The 19540-nt window shown below is 44.7% G+C and carries 20 protein-coding genes and 1 pseudogene; 13 read left to right on the top strand and 8 right to left on the bottom strand.

From position 1 onward, the window contains the following. Nucleotides 1-687, top strand: a 687-nt coding sequence (locus ABUA34_RS05460) for a phenylalanine--tRNA ligase subunit beta-related protein (protein WP_502880262.1), incomplete at its 5' end; no start/stop codon positions are given. Between the two features lie 307 nt (nt 688-994). After that, entirely contained in the window at nt 995-1123 is a 129-nt protein-coding gene (locus ABUA34_RS05455) for a helix-turn-helix transcriptional regulator (RefSeq protein WP_004849786.1), read from the top strand. Between the two features lie 134 nt (nt 1124-1257). Here the strand turns inward: ABUA34_RS05455 and ABUA34_RS05450 are convergent, their stop codons facing one another. From ABUA34_RS05450 to ABUA34_RS05430, 5 genes are all read right to left on the bottom strand, one after another. Further along, nucleotides 1258-3891: an ABC transporter permease gene (locus tag ABUA34_RS05450; protein ID WP_055273581.1), complete on the bottom strand. Its 2634-nt coding sequence runs from the start codon at nt 3889-3891 to the stop codon at nt 1258-1260. A gap of 13 nt (nt 3892-3904) precedes the next feature. Beyond that, nucleotides 3905-4570, bottom strand: a complete 666-nt coding sequence (locus ABUA34_RS05445; RefSeq protein ID WP_028088038.1) for an ABC transporter ATP-binding protein — start codon at nt 4568-4570, stop codon at nt 3905-3907. A gap of 122 nt (nt 4571-4692) precedes the next feature. After that, the gene (locus ABUA34_RS05440; RefSeq protein ID WP_055279824.1) at nt 4693-5724 is read right to left on the bottom strand and encodes a sensor histidine kinase; all 1032 of its coding nucleotides are present in this window, start codon (nt 5722-5724) and stop codon (nt 4693-4695) included. Further along, complete coding sequence (locus ABUA34_RS05435; protein ID WP_055279825.1) at nt 5721-6404, bottom strand: response regulator transcription factor; 684 nt, start codon at nt 6402-6404, stop codon at nt 5721-5723. The genes ABUA34_RS05440 and ABUA34_RS05435 overlap by 4 nt, the downstream gene beginning before the upstream one ends. Nucleotides 6405-6472: 68 nt before the next feature. Then, nucleotides 6473-7513 carry a DUF6076 domain-containing protein gene (locus ABUA34_RS05430; protein ID WP_055279826.1) on the bottom strand — a complete coding sequence of 347 codons (1041 nt, stop codon included), beginning with the start codon at nt 7511-7513 and terminating at the stop codon, nt 6473-6475. A 303-nt stretch (nt 7514-7816) separates the two neighbouring features. Between ABUA34_RS05430 and ABUA34_RS05425 the strand changes: the two genes are divergently transcribed. From ABUA34_RS05425 to ABUA34_RS05385, 9 genes and pseudogenes are all read left to right on the top strand, one after another. Beyond that, nucleotides 7817-8041, top strand: coding sequence for a helix-turn-helix domain-containing protein (locus ABUA34_RS05425; RefSeq protein WP_055273674.1), 225 nt, complete (start codon nt 7817-7819; stop codon nt 8039-8041). Between the two features lie 159 nt (nt 8042-8200). Next, entirely contained in the window at nt 8201-8404 is a 204-nt protein-coding gene (locus ABUA34_RS05420) for a hypothetical protein (RefSeq protein ID WP_082419760.1), read from the top strand. Nucleotides 8405-8646: 242 nt separating this feature from the next. Further along, nucleotides 8647-9276 (top strand): annotated as a pseudogene (locus ABUA34_RS05415) (DUF4368 domain-containing protein); the annotation flags it as partial. A 132-nt stretch (nt 9277-9408) separates the two neighbouring features. After that, complete coding sequence (locus ABUA34_RS05410; protein WP_055272543.1) at nt 9409-9801, top strand: hypothetical protein; 393 nt, start codon at nt 9409-9411, stop codon at nt 9799-9801. A 226-nt stretch (nt 9802-10027) separates the two neighbouring features. Then, entirely contained in the window at nt 10028-11092 is a 1065-nt protein-coding gene (gene queA / locus ABUA34_RS05405; RefSeq protein WP_055273038.1) for a tRNA preQ1(34) S-adenosylmethionine ribosyltransferase-isomerase QueA, read from the top strand. 100 nt (nt 11093-11192) lie between these two features. Then, complete coding sequence (locus ABUA34_RS05400) at nt 11193-11738, top strand: hypothetical protein (RefSeq protein ID WP_349822974.1); 546 nt, start codon at nt 11193-11195, stop codon at nt 11736-11738. Then, nucleotides 11678-12142, top strand: coding sequence for a DUF2752 domain-containing protein (locus ABUA34_RS05395; RefSeq protein ID WP_349822973.1), 465 nt, complete (start codon nt 11678-11680; stop codon nt 12140-12142). Before ABUA34_RS05400 ends, ABUA34_RS05395 begins: the two co-directional genes overlap by 61 nt. A 27-nt stretch (nt 12143-12169) precedes the next feature. Further along, a complete protein-coding gene (locus ABUA34_RS05390) occupies nt 12170-12307 on the top strand; it encodes an LURP-one-related/scramblase family protein (RefSeq protein WP_349822972.1) in 138 nt (45 codons plus the stop codon). Between the two features lie 66 nt (nt 12308-12373). Further along, nucleotides 12374-13270 (top strand): hypothetical protein, encoded by an 897-nt coding sequence (locus ABUA34_RS05385; RefSeq protein ID WP_349822971.1) that lies wholly within the window; start codon nt 12374-12376, stop codon nt 13268-13270. Nucleotides 13271-13441: 171 nt separating this feature from the next. Here the strand turns inward: ABUA34_RS05385 and aroA are convergent, their stop codons facing one another. Next, nucleotides 13442-14719 carry a 3-phosphoshikimate 1-carboxyvinyltransferase gene (aroA, locus tag ABUA34_RS05380; protein WP_055143935.1) on the bottom strand — a complete coding sequence of 426 codons (1278 nt, stop codon included), beginning with the start codon at nt 14717-14719 and terminating at the stop codon, nt 13442-13444. Nucleotides 14720-14760: 41 nt separating this feature from the next. Beyond that, the gene (locus ABUA34_RS05375) at nt 14761-15855 is read right to left on the bottom strand and encodes a prephenate dehydrogenase (protein WP_243147844.1); all 1095 of its coding nucleotides are present in this window, start codon (nt 15853-15855) and stop codon (nt 14761-14763) included. A gap of 274 nt (nt 15856-16129) precedes the next feature. On the opposite strand from ABUA34_RS05375, the gene ABUA34_RS05370 reads away from it, so the two are divergent. After that, entirely contained in the window at nt 16130-17401 is a 1272-nt protein-coding gene (locus ABUA34_RS05370) for a M18 family aminopeptidase (RefSeq protein WP_349822970.1), read from the top strand. A gap of 106 nt (nt 17402-17507) precedes the next feature. After that, entirely contained in the window at nt 17508-18620 is a 1113-nt protein-coding gene (locus ABUA34_RS05365; RefSeq protein WP_349822969.1) for an N-acetylmuramoyl-L-alanine amidase family protein, read from the top strand. Nucleotides 18621-18671: 51 nt separating this feature from the next. On the opposite strand, the gene ABUA34_RS05360 is transcribed toward ABUA34_RS05365, so the two are convergent. Further along, nucleotides 18672-19397 (bottom strand): pseudouridine synthase, encoded by a 726-nt coding sequence (locus ABUA34_RS05360; protein ID WP_015533207.1) that lies wholly within the window; start codon nt 19395-19397, stop codon nt 18672-18674. Nucleotides 19398-19540 lie beyond the last annotated feature (143 nt).

Genomic DNA, 19540 nt, shown 5'->3' with positions numbered 1-19540 from the left:
AATTATAATAGAAAGAACAAGATCGCAAGACTTTATGAGTTCGGAAATGTATACCTTCCAAAGTCACTTCCACTCACAGAGCTTCCAGAGGAGAGAATGAAGCTGACTATCGGTATGTATGGTCAGGGAGATTTCTTTGATCTCAAGGGAGTTCTCGAGGAGCTTACAGACAAGGTTGGTCTCAAGGGACAGGTGACATACGAGCCTGAGTCAGAGTACACATTCCTTCATCCGGGCCGTCAGGCAAAGCTCAAGAAGGGCAACCTGACAATTGGATTTATCGGACAGGTACATCCTGAGGTATGTGACAACTACAACCTTAAGGGTGAGGTATATGTGGCAGTCATCGATATGCCTACACTGGTTATGCTTTCAAACTTCGATACCAAGTACGAGGGAATCGCAAAGTTCCCGGGAAGTACAAGAGACCTGAGTCTTGTTGTGGACAAGGAAATATTTGTCGGACAGATAGAGGAAGTCATAAAGAAATGTGGCGGCAAGCTGCTTGAGAGCTACAAACTTTTTGATGTATACGAGGGTGAGCAGATCGCCAAGGGCAAGAAGTCAGTGGCCTACACAATGACATTCCGTGCTAAGGATAGAACACTTGAGACATCAGAGGTTGATGGAATCATCGCCAAGATCCTCAAGGAGCTTGGCAAGCTTGGAATCGAGATCAGAGCGTAATATCTGGGCTGCACTGCATGGAAGCCAGGCATGCGGTGTAGATTCTGCTTAAGATGATCAATACTATATATTTTAAATACCACCCGGTAACAGATCGCAAATGAGGTGTACCTCAGAAGGTCTGTTACCGGGTGGCATTTTTATGTTGAATGCTGAGAGACGGGATGGTAAGGTATGTAAAAGGATTTTTACACTGTATCCGGGGCAAGGACAAAGCCTTTTGATGGAAAAGATGTGATATGGGTGTTAGCATTTGATCAGATAGAGAACTCAGAGTGATTGATAAAGGAGGTAAAAGAGGAAGAATATGGAGATTGGTAATAAGATAAAGGAAGCGAGAAACGGAGCCGGGTTAACCCAGGATCAGGCTGCTGAGAAGATTATGGTTTCGAGGCAGACGATATCCAACTGGGAAACTGGAGTTTCCCATAGTTAAAGATACCACACCAAAGATAACGAATCCACGCTTATATGATACTGCATGAAAAAAGGTACTTGATAAAAGCAATGAAGCGCAATATCAAGTACCTTTTTGATTTGTTTTTTACATGGTTATTAAGAAAATTACTCTTATTCCGAGGTCCTCAATCGTTCCACCACAGTTCCCTTGTTAAAGAAGCGGAGAACGATCAGCGGAATAACCGCAGCCAGCAGCAGATAAAGCACACCAATGACCAGAACAGGAACCAATGTGATATTCATAGTGAAGAACCACATAGATGGCGAGTTCAAGACATTTTCCAGCACCGTCACAGCAAGCAGCAGCGCAACCACTCCACCAATGATGTCTGCACCAGCGGCATAGTAGACGCCTTCATAAACCATCAGCCTTTGAAGCTGGCGATTTGTCATACCGATACTCTGCATAGTCGCAAACTCATGGCGGCGGGTGATAATATTGGTGATAATCATATTTGTAAAGTTAATCAGTCCTACTAAAGCCATGATACAGCCAATCAGACTGCCTACAACCAGAACCATACTTGCAACAGAATTTAATTGTTCTTTCAGTAATTTTGTTGAGGTATAGGTAACAGAGGGGTTTTTTTCAACATAACTGCTCAAAAATTCCTCCATTTGCGGCTGTAAGGAATCATCCATATTAAATCCATAACTCAGCAGAGTTGGAGTCGTGTAAATCTGTTTGAACAGAGTGTCCGGCAAATACACAAAGGGCGCATCGCCACCAATATTCCTCATAGCCGTAGTTGTTGACGGCGTTTCGTCCTCAGTTCCAACGGTACAGGCTTTTGCAAGAATTGTGCAGGTTTTGACTAACTCGCCATCCCTGTAAAAAGAAATACTGTCGCCAATCTGTAACTGTTCTGTCAGGGGCGTACTTTTCGGACCACCACTCAGTCGGTCCAACCCTTCTCCAATAATGACATATTCTCCAGTTAGCATTTTTTGTTTCAGTACATTAGGATCTGTTTCTCCATCATAAATCATCATATCCGCCCAAAAATGTTCGGAAGCGCCAAAAACATTTCCAAAGAAAAGATTTTCTGCATCCGGGGCAGTCTTCATATTATAATTTCCAAAGGCTTTGCGGAGGCTACCGTCCTGATCTTCATAGGTTGAGGTACACTCCAGTCCCTCAAAACCATAATCAACCAGCACGTTACTGTCATCTGCGGTATTGCGATAAAGATACCGTTCTTCTTCCAGACCGTCCTGCTCACGGATCATATCTACCACTTGCTGTGGAAGTGCATCTTCGTGATGTCGAAAGCCTTCCAAAGCATTGACTGCAATCGAATTATAGACGGTAAAATCTGTTTTCGTTGTGCGGGTAATCCACTTTTCTTCATCCATGCTCTGTGTCACAATAATCATAGAGTTGAACAGAACGATACACAAAAGCATAGAAACAACGATGAATACACAGCGGCGTCTATTGCGTCCCAAGTTGGAAAATGCCATATGGGAGAGTTTTGCACCTCTGGTTCGTGTAACGGTTTTCTTTTTATAATCATCCTGCTCCGTATAGCGGATCGCCTCCATGGGAGATACTTTTGCGGCCTTTTTGGCTGGTTTGCGGGTACTGATAAATACCGTCAGAATCGTAAACAAGGCAGCTATAATAAATAACACGGGGGAGGTCGATGTCTGCAAACTTGTCGTAGAATACTCATAGCTAAAAATTTCCATTACTGCCGGAAGCAACGCCCGGCCAGCAAAGAACCCGGCAATTAAACCAATAGGCAGCCCAATCAGGGTCAGCCATACCGCCTGCCGATTGACGATGCTTTTAATTTGCCGCGTAGAAGCACCAATCAGCCGCAGTAAGCCATATTGCCGAACATCCTGCATAACGGAAATATCAAAAATATTATAAATCAGCAAATAGCCGCACAATACAAACATCAGCACAAATACTACGGCAAATAAGATGGACTCCGGAGAAATCATGGCTTTCCCCATCTGGTTTTCAACAGAGAGGATAAAGTTATCAGCAGACATATCCTTTGGATTGCCGCCAATAGAGTAGACAAAGTTATCCATCTGCTCCTGAATGTTCGTCTTGTCTTTCAGCACAACGTCAGAAAAAGTAACCCCTGAGATTTCTCCGTCCACTGCGCGGGTATTTTTCACTACATCCGGATTATCTTTTACAAACTGCTCTGAGAGAACCGCCACGCTGACCATATCGTTGCTTGCTTCCCACCAACCGGAAAGCACCATATCATAATGGTAGGTTTTTCCCCGAATTTCAAATTCCAGAGGAACTTCTGCTCCAATCTCCGGTTCCACACCAAGGGCTTTTAAAGCCAGTTCGGTAGTAGCAATTTCATTTGCCTTTTCCGGTGCTGAACCATGCGTTGGCACACAGAATGTAAGTTCCTGCTGTATGCTATCAGCATAGTTTAATTCAACAGAATGACCCAGGGCGTTGCTTGCATATCCAATCATCCGCCGATGACCTGCCTGCTCCACAAAATCACTGTTTTTCAGTTGCTCAAACTGTTCCTCGGTCATGTACCCAAAGGTTCCATCTGCCTTACTGCCTTTCTGCATCTGCATAGAGAGCTGCATGGAGGATACCATGTTAAATACCAGTGAAGTGATGGATGTAAACAAAAATGCTGTCAGAACGATCGCAAGAATCGCTGCCAGATTACGAACCTTATTCTTTTTGAAATATTGTTTAGATAGCCGCTTGATGGTTTTTGTGTTATTATTGCCAAATAGAATGTCATTCATAGTCCCGCCCCCTTTATTGCACGATCTTGCCATCCTCAATTCGAATGATACGGTCGGCAAGCTGGGCAATCTCATTATTATGAGTAATCATCACGATGGTTTGGTGGAATTTCTGACTTGTGGTTTTCAAAAGCCCCAGCACATCGGCGCTGGTCTTGCTGTCCAGGTTGCCGGTGGGTTCATCAGCCAAAACAATAGAGGGCTTTGACACCAAGGCGCGGGCAATGGCTACGCGCTGCTGCTGACCGCCGGAGAGGTTATTGGGCATATTGTTCAGCTTATCCTCCAGCCCCAGCATCTGAACAACTTCGTTCATAAACGTCTTGTCCACCTTGTTTCCGTCCAGCTCCACAGGCAGCACGATGTTTTCATAGACATTCAGCACCGGAACCAGATTGTAGTTCTGGAAGATGAAGCCAATCTTTCTCCTACGGAAGATGGTAAGCTGCTCATCTTTCAATGTTGAGAGTTCACGTCCATCCACAATAACCTTGCCAGAGGTCGGCACATCCAATCCACCAATCATATTCAGCAGTGTAGATTTACCGCTGCCGGAGGTTCCTACGATGGCAACAAATTCGCCCTTTTCAATGGAGAGGGTCACACCATCCAAGGCTCTGGTAATGTTCGGTTTTGCGCCATAATATTTTTTTAGTTCAGTCGTTTGCAAAATGCTCATAAAGAACACCATCCTTTCTTTTTGATAAATCCATTATAACGACCAAACCTCACAGAAATGTCACAGCCGACATAATAAATCGCCCTGAAATGTCACAATCCTGTGATATTTCAAAAAACAGGTTATTCATGGGGAAGAAAAACGGAGAATGTTGAGCCTGTTCCTACTTGGGAAGTTACTTGTATATAACCGTTCTGCAAGCTAATAATTTCCCTTGCGAGATACAGCCCAATGCCGATTCCCTCTATATCGTGGACATCTTCTTCCCGATAAAAGCGCCTAAAAATTGCTCCCTGCTGGTTTTCGGGAATACCTTTGCCGGTATCGGTAATGCTGACTTTCAGGTGCATTTCCCAGCTTTCAACGCAAACACGGATAGAACCGTACTCCGGCGTGTACTTAACTGCATTATCCAATATGTTAAATAAGGCTTCTGCTGTCCATTTGCGGTCATGGGAAACAACCAATGTTTCCGGGCAGTTTACTTCAACTTGTATGTGCTTTCTTTCAGCGTTCATAAAAATACTGCCCAGCGCCATAGCAAGAGTATCATAGATGGGCTGCTGTTTCTTTTCAAGTGAGATAACGCCAGTTTCAAGTCGGGAAGTTTTTATCATAGCCTGCATTAAGAAATCCAGTTTATCAAGCTGTGTGCCACTGGCAAGTAGAAATTCCCGCTGTTTATCCTGTGGCACTTCTTGTTCTAATAAGGTGGCATTTATCATTTTTAAGTTTGATATTGGTGTCTTTACCTGATGAGAAATATCGGAAATCAATTCCTGTAAGTCAGCTCGTTCACTGGCAACGCTGTTTTTGCTTTCCTGCATAACCTCATAAAGGCGCACCAGCCGATGATTGATTTTATAAAATAGGTTTTCTTCTTCGGCAACCTGTGATATATCTATTTTTCCATTCATCATTTCGTCTAAGGTGCAGCAAAGTATTTCAGAAAACAAAGTCAGCTTTCGCCGTATCAGTATCACAAAAGCAGTAACACAAAGTAGAAAAAGCAGACAAAACGCCATGCTGCAAAATACCACAGACATTTCTTTTGTCAGGATATATAGAACTGAAAACATGACCACGGATAAAAGTAAAATGGTAGTTGCCAGTATTATGCAGACTTTATTTAAGGAGAGTTTTTTGGAAATCATTTTTGCGCTCCTCCAATCCACATATAGCCCATACCATAAACGGTTTTGATGTAGGAATGCTGGTTCGTTTCAATTTTACTGCGGATGCGGCTGATCGTTGTGGTAAGTGCGTGTTCATCCACATAATTTTCATCTACATCCCACAGCTTTTCAAGCAATACCTGACGTGTTAGGACAGTTTGTGAGTTTCTTGTTAGCACTTTTAATAAACGATATTCCAACGATGTAAGGGTAATCGGCTGTCCTGCGAGACACGCTGATAATTCGGAAAAATGGATATACAAATTCCCGTCATCGTAGAAATCGCCGCCGGATTGTACTGAAATGCGGTTCAGTAAAGCAGATACTTTCTTTTGGAACACGCTGATAGGAAAGGGCTTTGTTACATAATCATCTGCACCCAATTCAAATCCTTTCAGCATATCGCTTTCCATATCATTTGCGGTTAGAAAAATCACGGCGATATCGGGACGGCGTTCTTTTACCTCGCGGCATATATCAAATCCGTTCCCATCCGGCAGATTGACATCCAAAACGATTAAATCATAATCCTGTTTTTCAAGAAATCTTATGGCAACAGCCTTTGACATAGCCCCATCCACGGAATATCCGACAGCCGACAGATTATAGCTTAATGTCTTATTCAAAAGCTGGTCATCTTCAACAACCAGTATTCGCATAGTATCACATCCTTTTTCTTTTTATAGTATCAGCAAAATGTCACAGAAACCTCACAACGAGAAAAAATTTAGTATTCAGTCAGCTTCACAATTACATTACTCTGCTGATACAGCCAGTCCGTAAATTCTTTCGGGCTGGCTGTTCCTGTTTTTACAGCCTTTTTTCTCTGTAAGGCTTCTTTCTTAAAGTCAGAAAAGGCAGCCTGTATTTTTTCCAGACGGTCAGCCGGAAAGCCTGCGGTATTTTTTACCCGGTTTATTTTGTTGCGCCAGTTCTGGCATTCATTTTTATAAAGCAGGTCATAGGCATTTTCTCTTGCCCTCTCGTCAAATTCCCGCTTGTTTTGAAGCGCCTGTGCTTTTCGGCACTTATCGCTGCACAGCTCATACCGCTGGCTCTTTGCCAGAAAATATTTTCCACAGACCTTGCACCGCCGGAAGCAAAGCCCCCAGTCATTCAGCCTGTTCAGATAATAGGTAATCAACGGGTAGAGGGACGCATAGGCAGACACACATTCTTCTGTGCGCCGGTTGTCCGGGAACCAGAGGTCAAGCCGGGTATCTTCTGACGGTGCGCCTTTGAAATAAAGGCTGCCAGCTTGAAAATGTTTCGGTTTTCCTGTCTCCCTGTCAAAGCTCATGGCTTCGTTATGGAATACCCCGGTCAGGCTGCTCATTTTATCCATGAAGCGGTCACAGGCAGCGTTACGGTCACGGGGTTCTCTGGCAAGCAGATAGCTGTTCCAGATACGGAACGCCACATACATTTCCAGAGGGTCATTGCTAAGATATTTTCCCCAGAGAAATTCGCTTGCCGCCTGCTCCAGCTCCGGCTGTTTCCATCGGTTGGAGTGGAGGGCTTGCCGCAACGGAGAAAGCCCGCATAAGTTCCAGTCTCTGTCCGTGTCACGCTCAAAGTTTATCAAAAAAGTTCCCAGCGGGCGTGTCATATCACAAAGCACCTCTGCGTTTTGGCTCCCGTTCAGCCGGAAGCGGATCTGCTGTTCTTCCCCAATCAAAATCCGTTCTTTCATTTTCTTCCTGTCCAGCGTCAGGACAAACAAAATCCTCTCAAAACATGGCTCATGCCGTATAAACTGATTCTCCATCCCTATCCCCTGCCTTTGTTTATGGTAATTATATAATTTAGTTATATTAATTACACTCATGGTATCGCAGAAGCATTGTTTTGTCAAGAATAGTCCGCTATGATGATTGCAGTTGGTAATTTCGTACCACACAGTACCTTGACAAGTGAATGACCGTCCAAAAGGGATATGACCGGCAGGAGAAGTGACGCATCCAGCGCACTAATGCAGGGAAACACCGCAGGAATGGGGCAGGAAAACGGCTTTGGGGGGAGAACGGCAACAGGAAGCATTTTAACCTATTTGATTTATGGGAGGAACAGAATGAACGATAAAAAGAGATTGAACAGCTACGAGGATTTACCGCTGGTTCTGGATGTGGCGGACATTCAGCGGATTATGGGAATTTCAAGAGCGAGCGCCTATGAGCTGGTACACACACCCAGCTTTCCGGCGTTCCGCAGGGGCAGGCTTATCAAGGTCAGCAAAATTGCTTTCTTTGAATGGATGGCAAAAGGCTCCGAAACCGTACTGAGAAGCGACAAATAAGCGACAAATAAGCGTGAGGTATTATCCCCTGACTACACAATACTGCCGCACTTTCCAAAGGGGCATACAGAGGGAAAAAACCTTAAAAATGATACCGAAACGCTACACCAAAACAGCCTATCTGCGTACATCAGATAGAAACGGAGAAAGGAGCCGGTTATGGCAAGAATGAGCAACAAGCGGCGGTTGGAATGGTCTTTCTTCTTAAATGACCGCAGCCGTATCACTTACAACGAACTGTGCCGGAAATGCCAGCACGAATGTAAACAGAGCTTCCGGGCGGTTGTGGTTGACTGCCTGAAGTATCTTTCCAAGCGTTCCAAGAAAAAGGACAAGACTGCCGGAAACGGCAAAATCCCTTAGGAACTAAGGGCGCACTTCTATACATAGTCTAAAGACCATGTATCGTGCGTCCTGCGGAGCTTACCTCTGCCGCTGATAAAATCAGCAGTCCGAGGTCTGCGTTCGCTTCGCTCCGACAAGGTGGCTACACCCCCTTGCGCCGCTAAAGCGGCTATCCCCTGTGTACCCGCCGCAAAGAGAAATCCGCTCTGCGGTTTTCCCTTTTCATCGGGTTTTATAGAAGCACTGACACACAGACTGTCTGCGGATGGTCTTTAGCCTATGGGGAAAACAAGCAGAATAAGAACCCATACGGGTACTACCATTGCAGCAAGAACGGACAGGGATTACGCCAGTGTTCCATGCACTATATCCGCTATGATGTACTGTATGCCTATGTGCTTGCAAGACTGCAATACTGGTCTATGCTGGCACAGAAAGACGAGGACAAGCTGCTGAAACGCCTGCTCAATGCCAGCGACAGGGAAAGAAACTCTGCGAAGAAAAAGCAGGCTGCGGAGCTGAAAAAGGCAGAGAAGCGTAAAGCCGAGGTTGACGGGCTGTTTGCTAAAATGTATGAGGACTGGTCTGCCGGACGCATAACCGAGTATAACTTCAATATGCTGTCCGAGAAGTACCAGAACGAGCAAAAGGAGCTTGAAACAAAAATAAGACAGCTTCACGAAACGATGGAAGCCGCCGTACAGACCGCAGCGGATGCTGAAAAGTGGATTGCCCTAATGAAACAGTATGTCAACCCTGTGGAGCTGACCGCAGAACTTCTGAACACTCTAATTGAAAAAATAACCGTCCACGAAGCTGTCAAGGGCGAGGACGGAAGCCGTGAGCAGGAAGTAGAAATCTACTACCGCTTCATCGGCAAAATTGACTGACCTTTCTTTTTTACCCAATAATATCTTTAATTAAGGGAAACGGGAAAGACCATGCCAGATATTGCCAGCGTGATCAAAATGAGTGATCTCTATCATATCAGTCTGGATGAACTGTTGAAAGGAGATCAGGATATGATGAAAAAGATAGAGAAGGACACAAATATCGTAAGGTCCAACAGTAGGCTTATCGCTGTGGGCATAGTGGCTATCATAGTGGCTGTCGTTGTCATATTTGCAAGTATCATGACGGGAAATGCGGTGTTGGATTTTCTTGCGGCGGCGCTTCCGTGGGTATTCATGGGGATTGCCCTTGCGTGTTTTCTTGCAACGAGAAAGCCTGATGAGAACACGCCGAAGCTCAGGGTGGCAGGATTTATACCTATCATGATAGGTGTGATGTTTATGATAGGTGGAATATATCTGATGAACGCATGTATGTGGAGAGGGATTGGAATTGGAGCGTTGGTTGTAGGCATTGTATTGAATGGAGTGGGGCTGGTAATTTTATTTTACAGAAAAAAATAGAGATGGAAAGCGTTGTTTGCTGTCCTTGAAATATTTGTGATAGTAGTATAATATGTAACTGTTTGGCAACGGATATATTGTATCTGATGCCAGACAGTTATTTTTGTGCGGACAAGGTATCAGAGAATATGATCACACAAGAAGCAAAGCGGCTGTATAAATTTGAAAACACGTTTTGTGTTTCTCAGAACATGATAGATTAGAAGATGTGAGGAATTACGATATGATGAAATTAACAGACTTTTACTATGATCTGCCACAGGAGCTTATAGCACAGGATCCACTCCTCAAGAGAAGTGAGTCACGTCTCATGGTCCTGGACAGAAAAGATAATACGATAGAGCACAAGCACTTTTATGATGTGATAGACTACCTGAATCCGGGAGACTGTCTGGTCATCAACGATACAAGGGTTCTTCCGGCGAGACTTATGGGCGTCAAGGAGGATACGGGAGCATCCATAGAGGTTCTTCTTCTGAAGAGAAAGGACGACTGTACATGGGAGACTCTGGTAAAACCGGGCAAAAAGTGTAAGGTGGGTGCTCGTATAGTATTTGGTTCAGAGTCAAATGAACCTGACCCTGAGACAGGACTTATAAAGGGCAAACTTGTGGGTGAGGTCGTCGATATAGTTGAGGAGGGCAACAGACTCATCAGATTTGAGTTCGATGGAATATTCGAGGAGATCCTTGACGAGCTGGGACAGATGCCACTCCCTCCATATATCACACATAAGCTTGAGGACAAGAACAGATATCAGACAGTTTATGCAGAGCATGACGGTTCTGCGGCAGCACCTACCGCCGGACTGCATTTTACAACAGAGCTTCTTGAGCAGATCAAGGCAAAGGGAATAAAGATCGCGCATGTAACACTTCACGTCGGACTTGGAACGTTCAGACCAGTGAAGGAAGAGAACATACTAGATCACCACATGCATTCTGAGTTCTGTATCATAGAGCAGGATGCTGCTGATATGATTAACGAGACAAAGGCTGCAGGCGGAAGAGTTGTGTCCGTTGGAACGACAAGTACCAGAACTCTTGAGTCTATGTCGGACGACGATGGAACAGTTCATGCAGGCAGCAAATGGACGGATATTTTCATTTATCCGGGATACAAGTTCAAGGTTATTGACGCGCTCATCACGAATTTTCATCTGCCTGAGTCAACGCTTCTTATGCTTGTTTCTGCGCTGTACGACAGGGAACATATACTTGAGGCGTACAAGGTGGCGGTTGAGGAGAAGTACAGATTCTTCTCATTTGGCGATGCTATGCTGATAAAATAGCAGAAGAATCAGGACGATTAGAATAAAGGCATGATGTAATAGGGGTGCTGATAATTTATGTACTCTGGATGGGACTTATATCCGGAGAGGAGACAGATATATGGGAAAGAAGATATGCGTGGTATTCCCGGGAATCGGGTATCACACCGATAAACCGTTACTTTACTACAGTAAAAAATATATGATAGCACATGGATATGATATTGTTGATGTGACATACGGCAAGCTTTCGGGACAGCTTCCGGAGGAGATACAGAAGGTATTTGATGATGGCTGGAATAAAGCACTTGATTGTCTTAAGACTGTGGATTTCTCGGAGACTGAGGATATAGTATTTCTATCAAAGAGTATAGGTACGGCTATATCTGCAAGATATGTGGCAGAGATGGGGCTGAAGGTGAGAAATATATACTTCACTCCGCTTGAGATCACCATGCAGTATGCCAATTCAAATGGCATAGCTTTTCATGGCACAGCAGATCCGCTTGTGAACACGGGTGAGCTGACAAGACTTTGTGAGGCTAAGAACATCCCTCTGTATAAATACGAGGGCGGAAATCATTCAATAGAGACAAAGGATATTCTATGGAACATAAGAACGCAGGAAGACATAGCGGAAAAATATATAGATTATTTGAACTTCTAGGACATACAGAGGGGCAGTTATATATTGCGGAGATAGCAGTGCTCATAACACTGCTTATCGGCACGGCGGTATATATACTGCTCCTTCGTGTCCTGCCGGATACATCATGGCTTGAGGGATGTCAGATACGTCGGCTTACAGGGGTGATATGTCCGGCGTGTGGAACAACAAGGGCTGTACTTGCCATGCTCCACGGACATCTGCTGACGGCGTTGTATTACCATGTGGCGACTGTGTATCTGGCGTGCATCTGTATCATATATCTGGTGGGCAATACGATCAGGCTTGCCACGAATGGCAGGACACCGCTTGTGAGATTCCGACTGTGGTATGTGTATGTGTGGCTTGGGATATTTGTGGTGTCTTATGTGGTGAAGCTGGTGGTGCCGGGGTACATTATTTAAGCCATCGTACAGTATTGAGTATGGAGGATGGCAGATATAGCAAAGCAGCCTCTCAGCTGGGGAGATACATACACACTTGATATCTCAGATCCGGGTGATGAGATCATGGCACTTATGCTTGTGATTGCCATTGATGCGGCCAATTGTTCGCAGAATAATAATTAATTTTTTAGAATTTTATATAAACATGAAGAAGATAGGAATGTATGAGGAGACAGGCAGGAAATAGTCATGAATAAGATACCAAAGTATGTTGTTATCATAGCCTGCATATTGGTAATGGTGGTGTTGCTGCCATTAGGTTATGTTAGATATAAGACGCGTTACGAAGCTGAGCAGATAAGTGTGTTAACGTCTCCAGATGGTGATTATGAGCTTGTGATCTATTCTGTTGGCGACCCGGATTTTCCATTTGGAGCTGCCCATGGAAGACTGGTGCTGAAGGGCAAAGAGAAGACGGTTGCATATAGGTCATTTGAAGTGGCAAATGATGGTGCAAGATTTGACGAAAGCGATCTCGAGACGACATGGTATATTGATCGTGTGGAGGTGGTAGTGTCTGGCTCTGAACAGCGTGACGAGCTTGTGACCATGCGTTTTAATGGGCAGACCAGTAGTAGACGTCTCACGACCAGATATAGAAGAGAAGATACGGATATAGAAAAAGACAGCGAACAAGACTCTGCGATAACGGAAAAAGCTTCGGGTGACAGCAGGGGGAATGCAGAGAGCTCCACTGATTCCTCTGTTGATCCTGATGTAAATGATCAGCCAGAAAATAAGGAAATTACAGTCGGGTATCAGGCGATCTTTGAGAAATATTCAGATGCCACAGCTGGAAAATTCGAAGTATATTACGGCGCCTCGGAGTCATCATCAAGATGTATATTGTCTGAAAGTGATAATTCCGTGGAATACATTGTATATGATGGCAAGTCAGAGAATGGGAAGTGTGGGCTGTATGTAAGGTATCGTACTGAAAAAGGCGGTGGTGGAACATATGATTATGGCAGTGCCGAAATAGAAGATATCTATGCATATGTATTTTCCAGTGGAGAAGTGATAAGCAGTGGAAAGACAAACTGGGAAGATACTGGAACGGATGAGTTTAAGAGGGCAACGGAGTAAGCTGTTGTGAATAGTCCATGAACTGTGGTAAAATGAATATTGGACAGATCAGGATATCATTAAATTATTAGGATAAAAAATAACATTAACAAAGTCGCCATTGTTATCTACGATGCTATGCATCCTACGATAACAGTGGCGACTTTTATTATAAAGAGCTCTATATCTATTTTACCTCTCCAGCCCACCCAGATCATCATAAAATCCAGGATATGAGATGTTCACGCACTCGGCTCCGGTGATCTCTGTATCGCCATCAGCGTTAAGTCCTGCGATGGCAAAGCTCATGGCGATTCTGTGGTCCAAGTGACTGTCAATCACTGCACCGTGAAGAGGCTTTCCGCCGCGTATGATCATTCCGTCATCGGTTGCAGTTATGTCTGCGCCCATGGATGAGAGAGCGTTTACCATGACATCTATTCTGTTTGATTCCTTGACCTTGAGCTCCTGGGCATCCCTGATGATGGTCTCACCGTCTGCAAAGCATGCGAGAACTGCTATGGCAGGGATCTCATCTATGAGCTTTGGTATGATGGAACCCTCAATGACACAGCCCTTGAGACTTGATGTCCTGACTGTTATGTCAGCGGTTGGCTCACCGCATCCGCTCACTACATTGGAGTATTCCATATCGCCGCCCATTGCTTTGATGACTTCCAGTATTCCATCTCTGGTCGGGTTGATGCCAACATTTTTGATGGTGATGCATGAGTTCGGAGTGATAAGTCCTGCAACAAGGAAGTAAGCAGCTGATGATATATCTCCAGGTACAAGTATCTTCTGTCCAACAAGATTATCCACAGGCTTTACGGTAGCCGTAGTTCCCTCTGCTTTTATATTGCCGCCAAATGACTCAAGCATGAGTTCAGTGTGGTTTCTTGACACATATGGCTCGGTGACACTTGTCTCGCCGTCTGCATAGAGTCCGGCAAGGAGTACACATGACTTTACCTGTGCTGACGCGACAGGTGAGTTGTAGTGTATTCCATGGAGTTCCTTTCCGTTTATAAGGAGCGGTGCACAGTCATTTCCGAGTTCGGATGTGATGTCGGCACCCATCATGGAGAGAGGCGTCATGATTCTCTTCATAGGGCGCTTACATATAGAAGCATCACCTATAAGCCTGCTTGCAAATGGCTGAGCGGCAAGTATACCCGATATAAGTCTGGTGGTTGTTCCGCTGTTGCCGACATCGAGTGTGCCTTCAGGCTTTGACAGTCCATGCAGTCCTTTGCCGTGTACAGTAACGACACTGCCGTCGTAATCAATATCTATACCCATCTGCCTGAAACAGTTCATGGATGATATACAGTCTGCTCCATTTAAAAATCCGTGTACCTCGGTTATTCCATCTGCGATTGAGCCGAACATGATGGAGCGGTGGGAGATGGATTTGTCCCCCGGTATTGTTATCTCTCCGTTAAGTGATTTTACTCTGTTGATCTTCATAAATTCTCAGTATTCCTTTATTCTAGTGTAATATGTTTTACCTATCGGTTATAAATTCTATAGCCTGCGGCCTTCAGCACATCCTGCGCATTCCGTCTTGCATCAGCATCGTAGAATGAGAGTCTGAGAACCCCTTCCTCATCCTCCCGGTTGTGGGAGACTCCGATGTTCTTGAGGCTTATCTTTGCCTCTGCGATAAAAGCTGTCACCTTTGCCAGCGCACCAGCCTCGTCAGGGATATCTACAAACAGTTCATGGTGCATTCTTATGACACCGCTGCTGTTGTTAGGAATGGAATCCCTGTAATCTCTGGCGGATGCAAAAAAAGCATTTATCCCAGCCGCATCGCGCTGCTTAATATGATAAATCATTTTGTCTATAAGCTCAACATATTCCTGAAGACCGTTTACGATATTGTCAGGATTTGCCAGAAGAATGTGCTCCCATACCACCGGATTGGAGGATGCGATCCTGGTTATATCTTTGAAACCACCGGCTGCCAGTGACTTAAATATATTGTCTGGGCTGTCTGCCGCTGCGACAAGGTTGACCAGTGAGGCGGCTATGACGTGGGGCACATGGCTTATGTAAGAGGTTATACGGTCGTGCTCAACAGGTGAGTATGTGATCGGTATCGCTCCAAGATCTCCGATAAATGTGGAGAACTCCTCAGTCTTGCCCGGCAGAACTCCGTCTGCAGGTGTGATGAAGTAATAGGCATTCTCTATGAGCCTGTCGGTGGCCGCCTCGTAGCCAGATCTCTCAGAGCCGACCATAGGGTGTCCGCCGACAAAATACCTGGCAAGCCCAAGCTCCTGGACTGCTTCGTATATGTCGAGCTTTACGCTTCCGACATCAGTCAGTATGGTGCTGTCTGTAAGAAATGGCTTGAGCTGGCGCAGGTATTCTATATTATAGTGGACCGGTGCGCACAGAAAGATATAGTTGCATTCTGCTATGGTATGGATATCATCTGTATATTCAGTCAGTGTCCCATCGGAGACAGCTTCCTTGAGTGTAGATAGATTATTGTCAAAGCCGACTATTCTGTAATCAGGGAAAATGCGGTGGATGGATTTGGCAATAGATCCTCCGATAAGTCCCAGACCGATAAATCCTATTGAAAAATCATTCATTTTACGTTCTCCTTTAACGGTTTGACGCATAAAAGCGTTAAAGTATCTATTGGCGATTATACAGCCTTTTGAATGACAGGGCAAGAGAAGATTCACATTGCGATAAAAAAACTTGAATATCAGATGTGGATATTAAGCTAAAATAAGAAGTAAGGGAATTGTATAAGCTGAAGATTTGTACTAAAATCTTTGTGGAGAACGCAGACGATGCACATAAGAAAGTATACTGATGTGTGCGTTTGTCGACCGACCATTATAAGGAGGATAATTTATTATGATAGATACACTTTGCAGACTACTTGACGCCGGTGTCACACAGTTTCATGTAGTGAAGGAATGTGAAGCCATGCTGCAGGATCACGGTTACATGGAGCTTGATATGGGAGAACGCTGGGAGCTCACGGCCGGAGGAAGATATTATGTGAAGCCATACTCATCTATGATGGTGGCGTTTGCCGCAGGGGAGATGCCTGAGTATGGCAGGCTGAATATCGGCCTTGCACATACAGATTTTCCTATGCTCAAGATAAAGACTCAGCCGGATATGAACAGAAGCGGCTACCAGACACTGAATGTAGAGCCGTACGGCGGACTTATCAAGGAGACATGGTTTGACAGACCGCTTGGAATCGCGGGCAAGGTCATGGCGCAGACCACGGATCCGTTCAGGCCGAAGGCGTATCTGTATGATTCAGAGCGTGCCATGTGCATAGTGCCAAGCCTTGCACCGCATCTGAGAAAGGATGCACCCGGGGAGAAAATGAATGTGCAGAAGGAGCTCATACCTGTATATGGTCTGGATGGTCAGAAGGTGAAGGACAAAGATATATTACAGTATGTGGCAGATGACCTTGGGCTTTTGAAGAACGATATTCTTGATTATGATCTATACCTGTATAACATGGATGGAATGGAGATAGTTGGGGCAGATAAGGATATGATAGCTTCTCCGAGACTTGACAATGTAACTTCCGTGTCAGCGCTTGTTGACACCATGTGCAGAGAGACAAATGGCAATAATACAAATGTTATAGCATTATTTGACAATGAGGAGATAGGCAGCAGATCAAAGCAGGGAGCAGATTCGGTGCTTCTGTCGGAGATAATAAAGCGTATCATGGCAGGATTGGACATTGAGGCTGGAGCAGGAAGACGCCTTATGAGAGATGCATTCATGCTGTCACTTGATGTGGCGCACGCAACCCATCCGAATTATTCAGAGAAGAGTGATCCGACAAATCAGATTGTCATGGGGCGCGGAGTGGCACTCAAATCAAGTGCAAGTCAGAGATACGTGTCAGACAGTGAGGCATCTGCGGTCATCATGGCTCTTTCAAGAAATCAGGAGATAAAGATACAGCGTCAGGTGAACAGGTCGGGTATGGCAGGAGGACAGACTTTAGGTCCTATAGCTTCATCTTATCTGCCAGTCAGAGCTGTAGACATGGGAATACCGATACTGGCTATGCATTCAGCGGTGGAGCTTGGAAGTGCGGAGGATTATGCACAACTTGAGAAGATTTGCGGTGTAGTATTTGAAATGTAGTATGGTGAAATCAGGTATTTGAGCAATTTACTTGTGCAGTTATTACGATTGTGTTACAATAAGATGATGTATTTTTAACTTCAATAATCACTTACGGAGGATACTCATGAAGAAGAAACATTTAAAATATGCAGTGCTCTGCTTTGGACTTGCTTCCATGCTGGCATTTGCCGGATGCGGAAGCAAAGGTGACGATGCTACCACAGCCAATCCGACGGAGACAGAGGCGACCACAGAGGCAGTGACGGTGGCGACTACGGAAGCAACCACTGAGGCAAAGCCGGAGAAGGACAAGGATGGCTTTACAATATGTAATGACAAAGTAAAGACTCTTGACTATGTGAATGTCAGAACGAGCCCATCAACTGATGGAGAGATATATCAGGAAGTTGCAAATGATGTTGAGCTGGACAGAATCGGTTATAACGATGAGTGGAGCAAGGTATCTATAGATGGTGGGGAATACTATATATTCTCAGAGCTCCTTGAGGTCGTAGGCGGAGGAGATAAGTCTGATGCATCGACTGAGGCGACAACAGAGAATTCATCGGATGCATCCACAGAACAGGGAACTACATCCAATGTTGGTGAGGGCAAGATGATAGTTATAGATGCCGGACATCAGCAGAATGCAAATGAAGAGACCGAGCCGATAGGCCCTGCTGCTACAGAGACAAAAGTAAAGGCAACCGTTGGCAACACAGGTGTATCAACAGGAATAAAGGAATATGAGCTGAATCTTCAGATCGCACAGAAGCTTGAGGCAGAGCTCACATCCAGAGGCTATACAGTTAAGATGATCAGAACATCGAATGATGTTGATATAAGTAATGCGACGAGAGCAGAATATGCGAACAACCTTAAGGCAGATGCAGTTATAAAGATCCATACAAATGGATCGACAGACGGTAATGCGACAGGTGTGATGACAGTATGTCAGACATCATCTAATCCATATAATTCAGCTATCTATGATCAGTGCAAGAGTCTTGCCACGGATGTTTTATCAGGACTTCTGGCTTCCACAGGAGCTAAGAGCGATGGAATATGGGAGACGGATACCATGAGCGGAATAAACTGGAGTACAGTTCCGGTAACCATAGTGGAAGTTGGCTATATGACTACAGCATCTGAGGAAGCACTTCTTGTAACAGACGATTATCAGAACAAGATCGCCAAGGGAATAGCAGATGGCCTTGATAAATATATTACAGAATAGAAGTCAGTAACATAAATAAAAATAGAGAACAGGATTTCCTGTTCTCTATTTTTATTGTGGCATATCGAACCGGAGAAGACTGACCTCTTCTTCCGAGAGACTTCTGTAGGCACCTGTCGGAAGCGATTCGTCTATCTTCAGCTCACCCATTGCAATTCTTCGCAGAAAAGTAACTTTCATGCCGACGGCCTCAAACATTCGCTTGACCTGGTGAAAACGTCCCTCTGTTATTATGAGTTCGATCTCCGATCTGGCAGCGGTGCTGTCGGAAGATAATATGCGCAGATCTGCGGGCAGTGTAGGTTTTTCATCTCCGATATCCACACCTGTGGCGAAAAGGTTTATGGTATCATCTGTTACATATCCGTCAATCTCTGCGTAATATGTCTTGGGAATGTGGTGTGCAGGAGACAGAAGATGGTGGGTCAGTGCTCCGTCATTTGTCAGAAGTAGAAGTCCTTCTGTGTCTATATCCAGCCGTCCCACGGGTGACAGGTCTTTTGTATTTTCTCCTTTTAGCAGATCGATAACGGTCTGATGCACGTTATCTTTGGTGGCGCTTACACACCCCGCAGGTTTGTTCAGGAGAAAATATCTGTATCTAGAATAATTCAGAATCCTGCCATTATATTTTATAGTATCGTTGTTCTCATCTATCTTTACATCTGAGGATTTAACCGGGGCACCATTGACGGTGACAGTGCCTTTTTTCACATACTGCTTTACCTGACTGCGGCTGCCGATCCCCATTTCAACTAGAAATTTATCAAGTCTCATAATGTACTCCTTTTGTTGACTGTATGATGTCATATGATACCACGAAAATGCGCTTTTTTCAGCAGAAAAGTTAAATGTTACAAAACACAACATGTCGTTACAAACAGTTGTGTAAAACCACTAGAAATTGGTATTTTTTTGTC

The sequence above is a fragment of the Coprococcus sp. RTP21428st1_C9_RTP21428_210409 genome, from assembly GCF_040227395.1.
Classification (GTDB): domain Bacteria; phylum Bacillota; class Clostridia; order Lachnospirales; family Lachnospiraceae; genus Coprococcus; species Coprococcus aceti.
The sequence above is the reverse complement of the archived record's forward strand: the minus strand, read 5'-3'. Positions and strand labels throughout refer to the sequence as shown.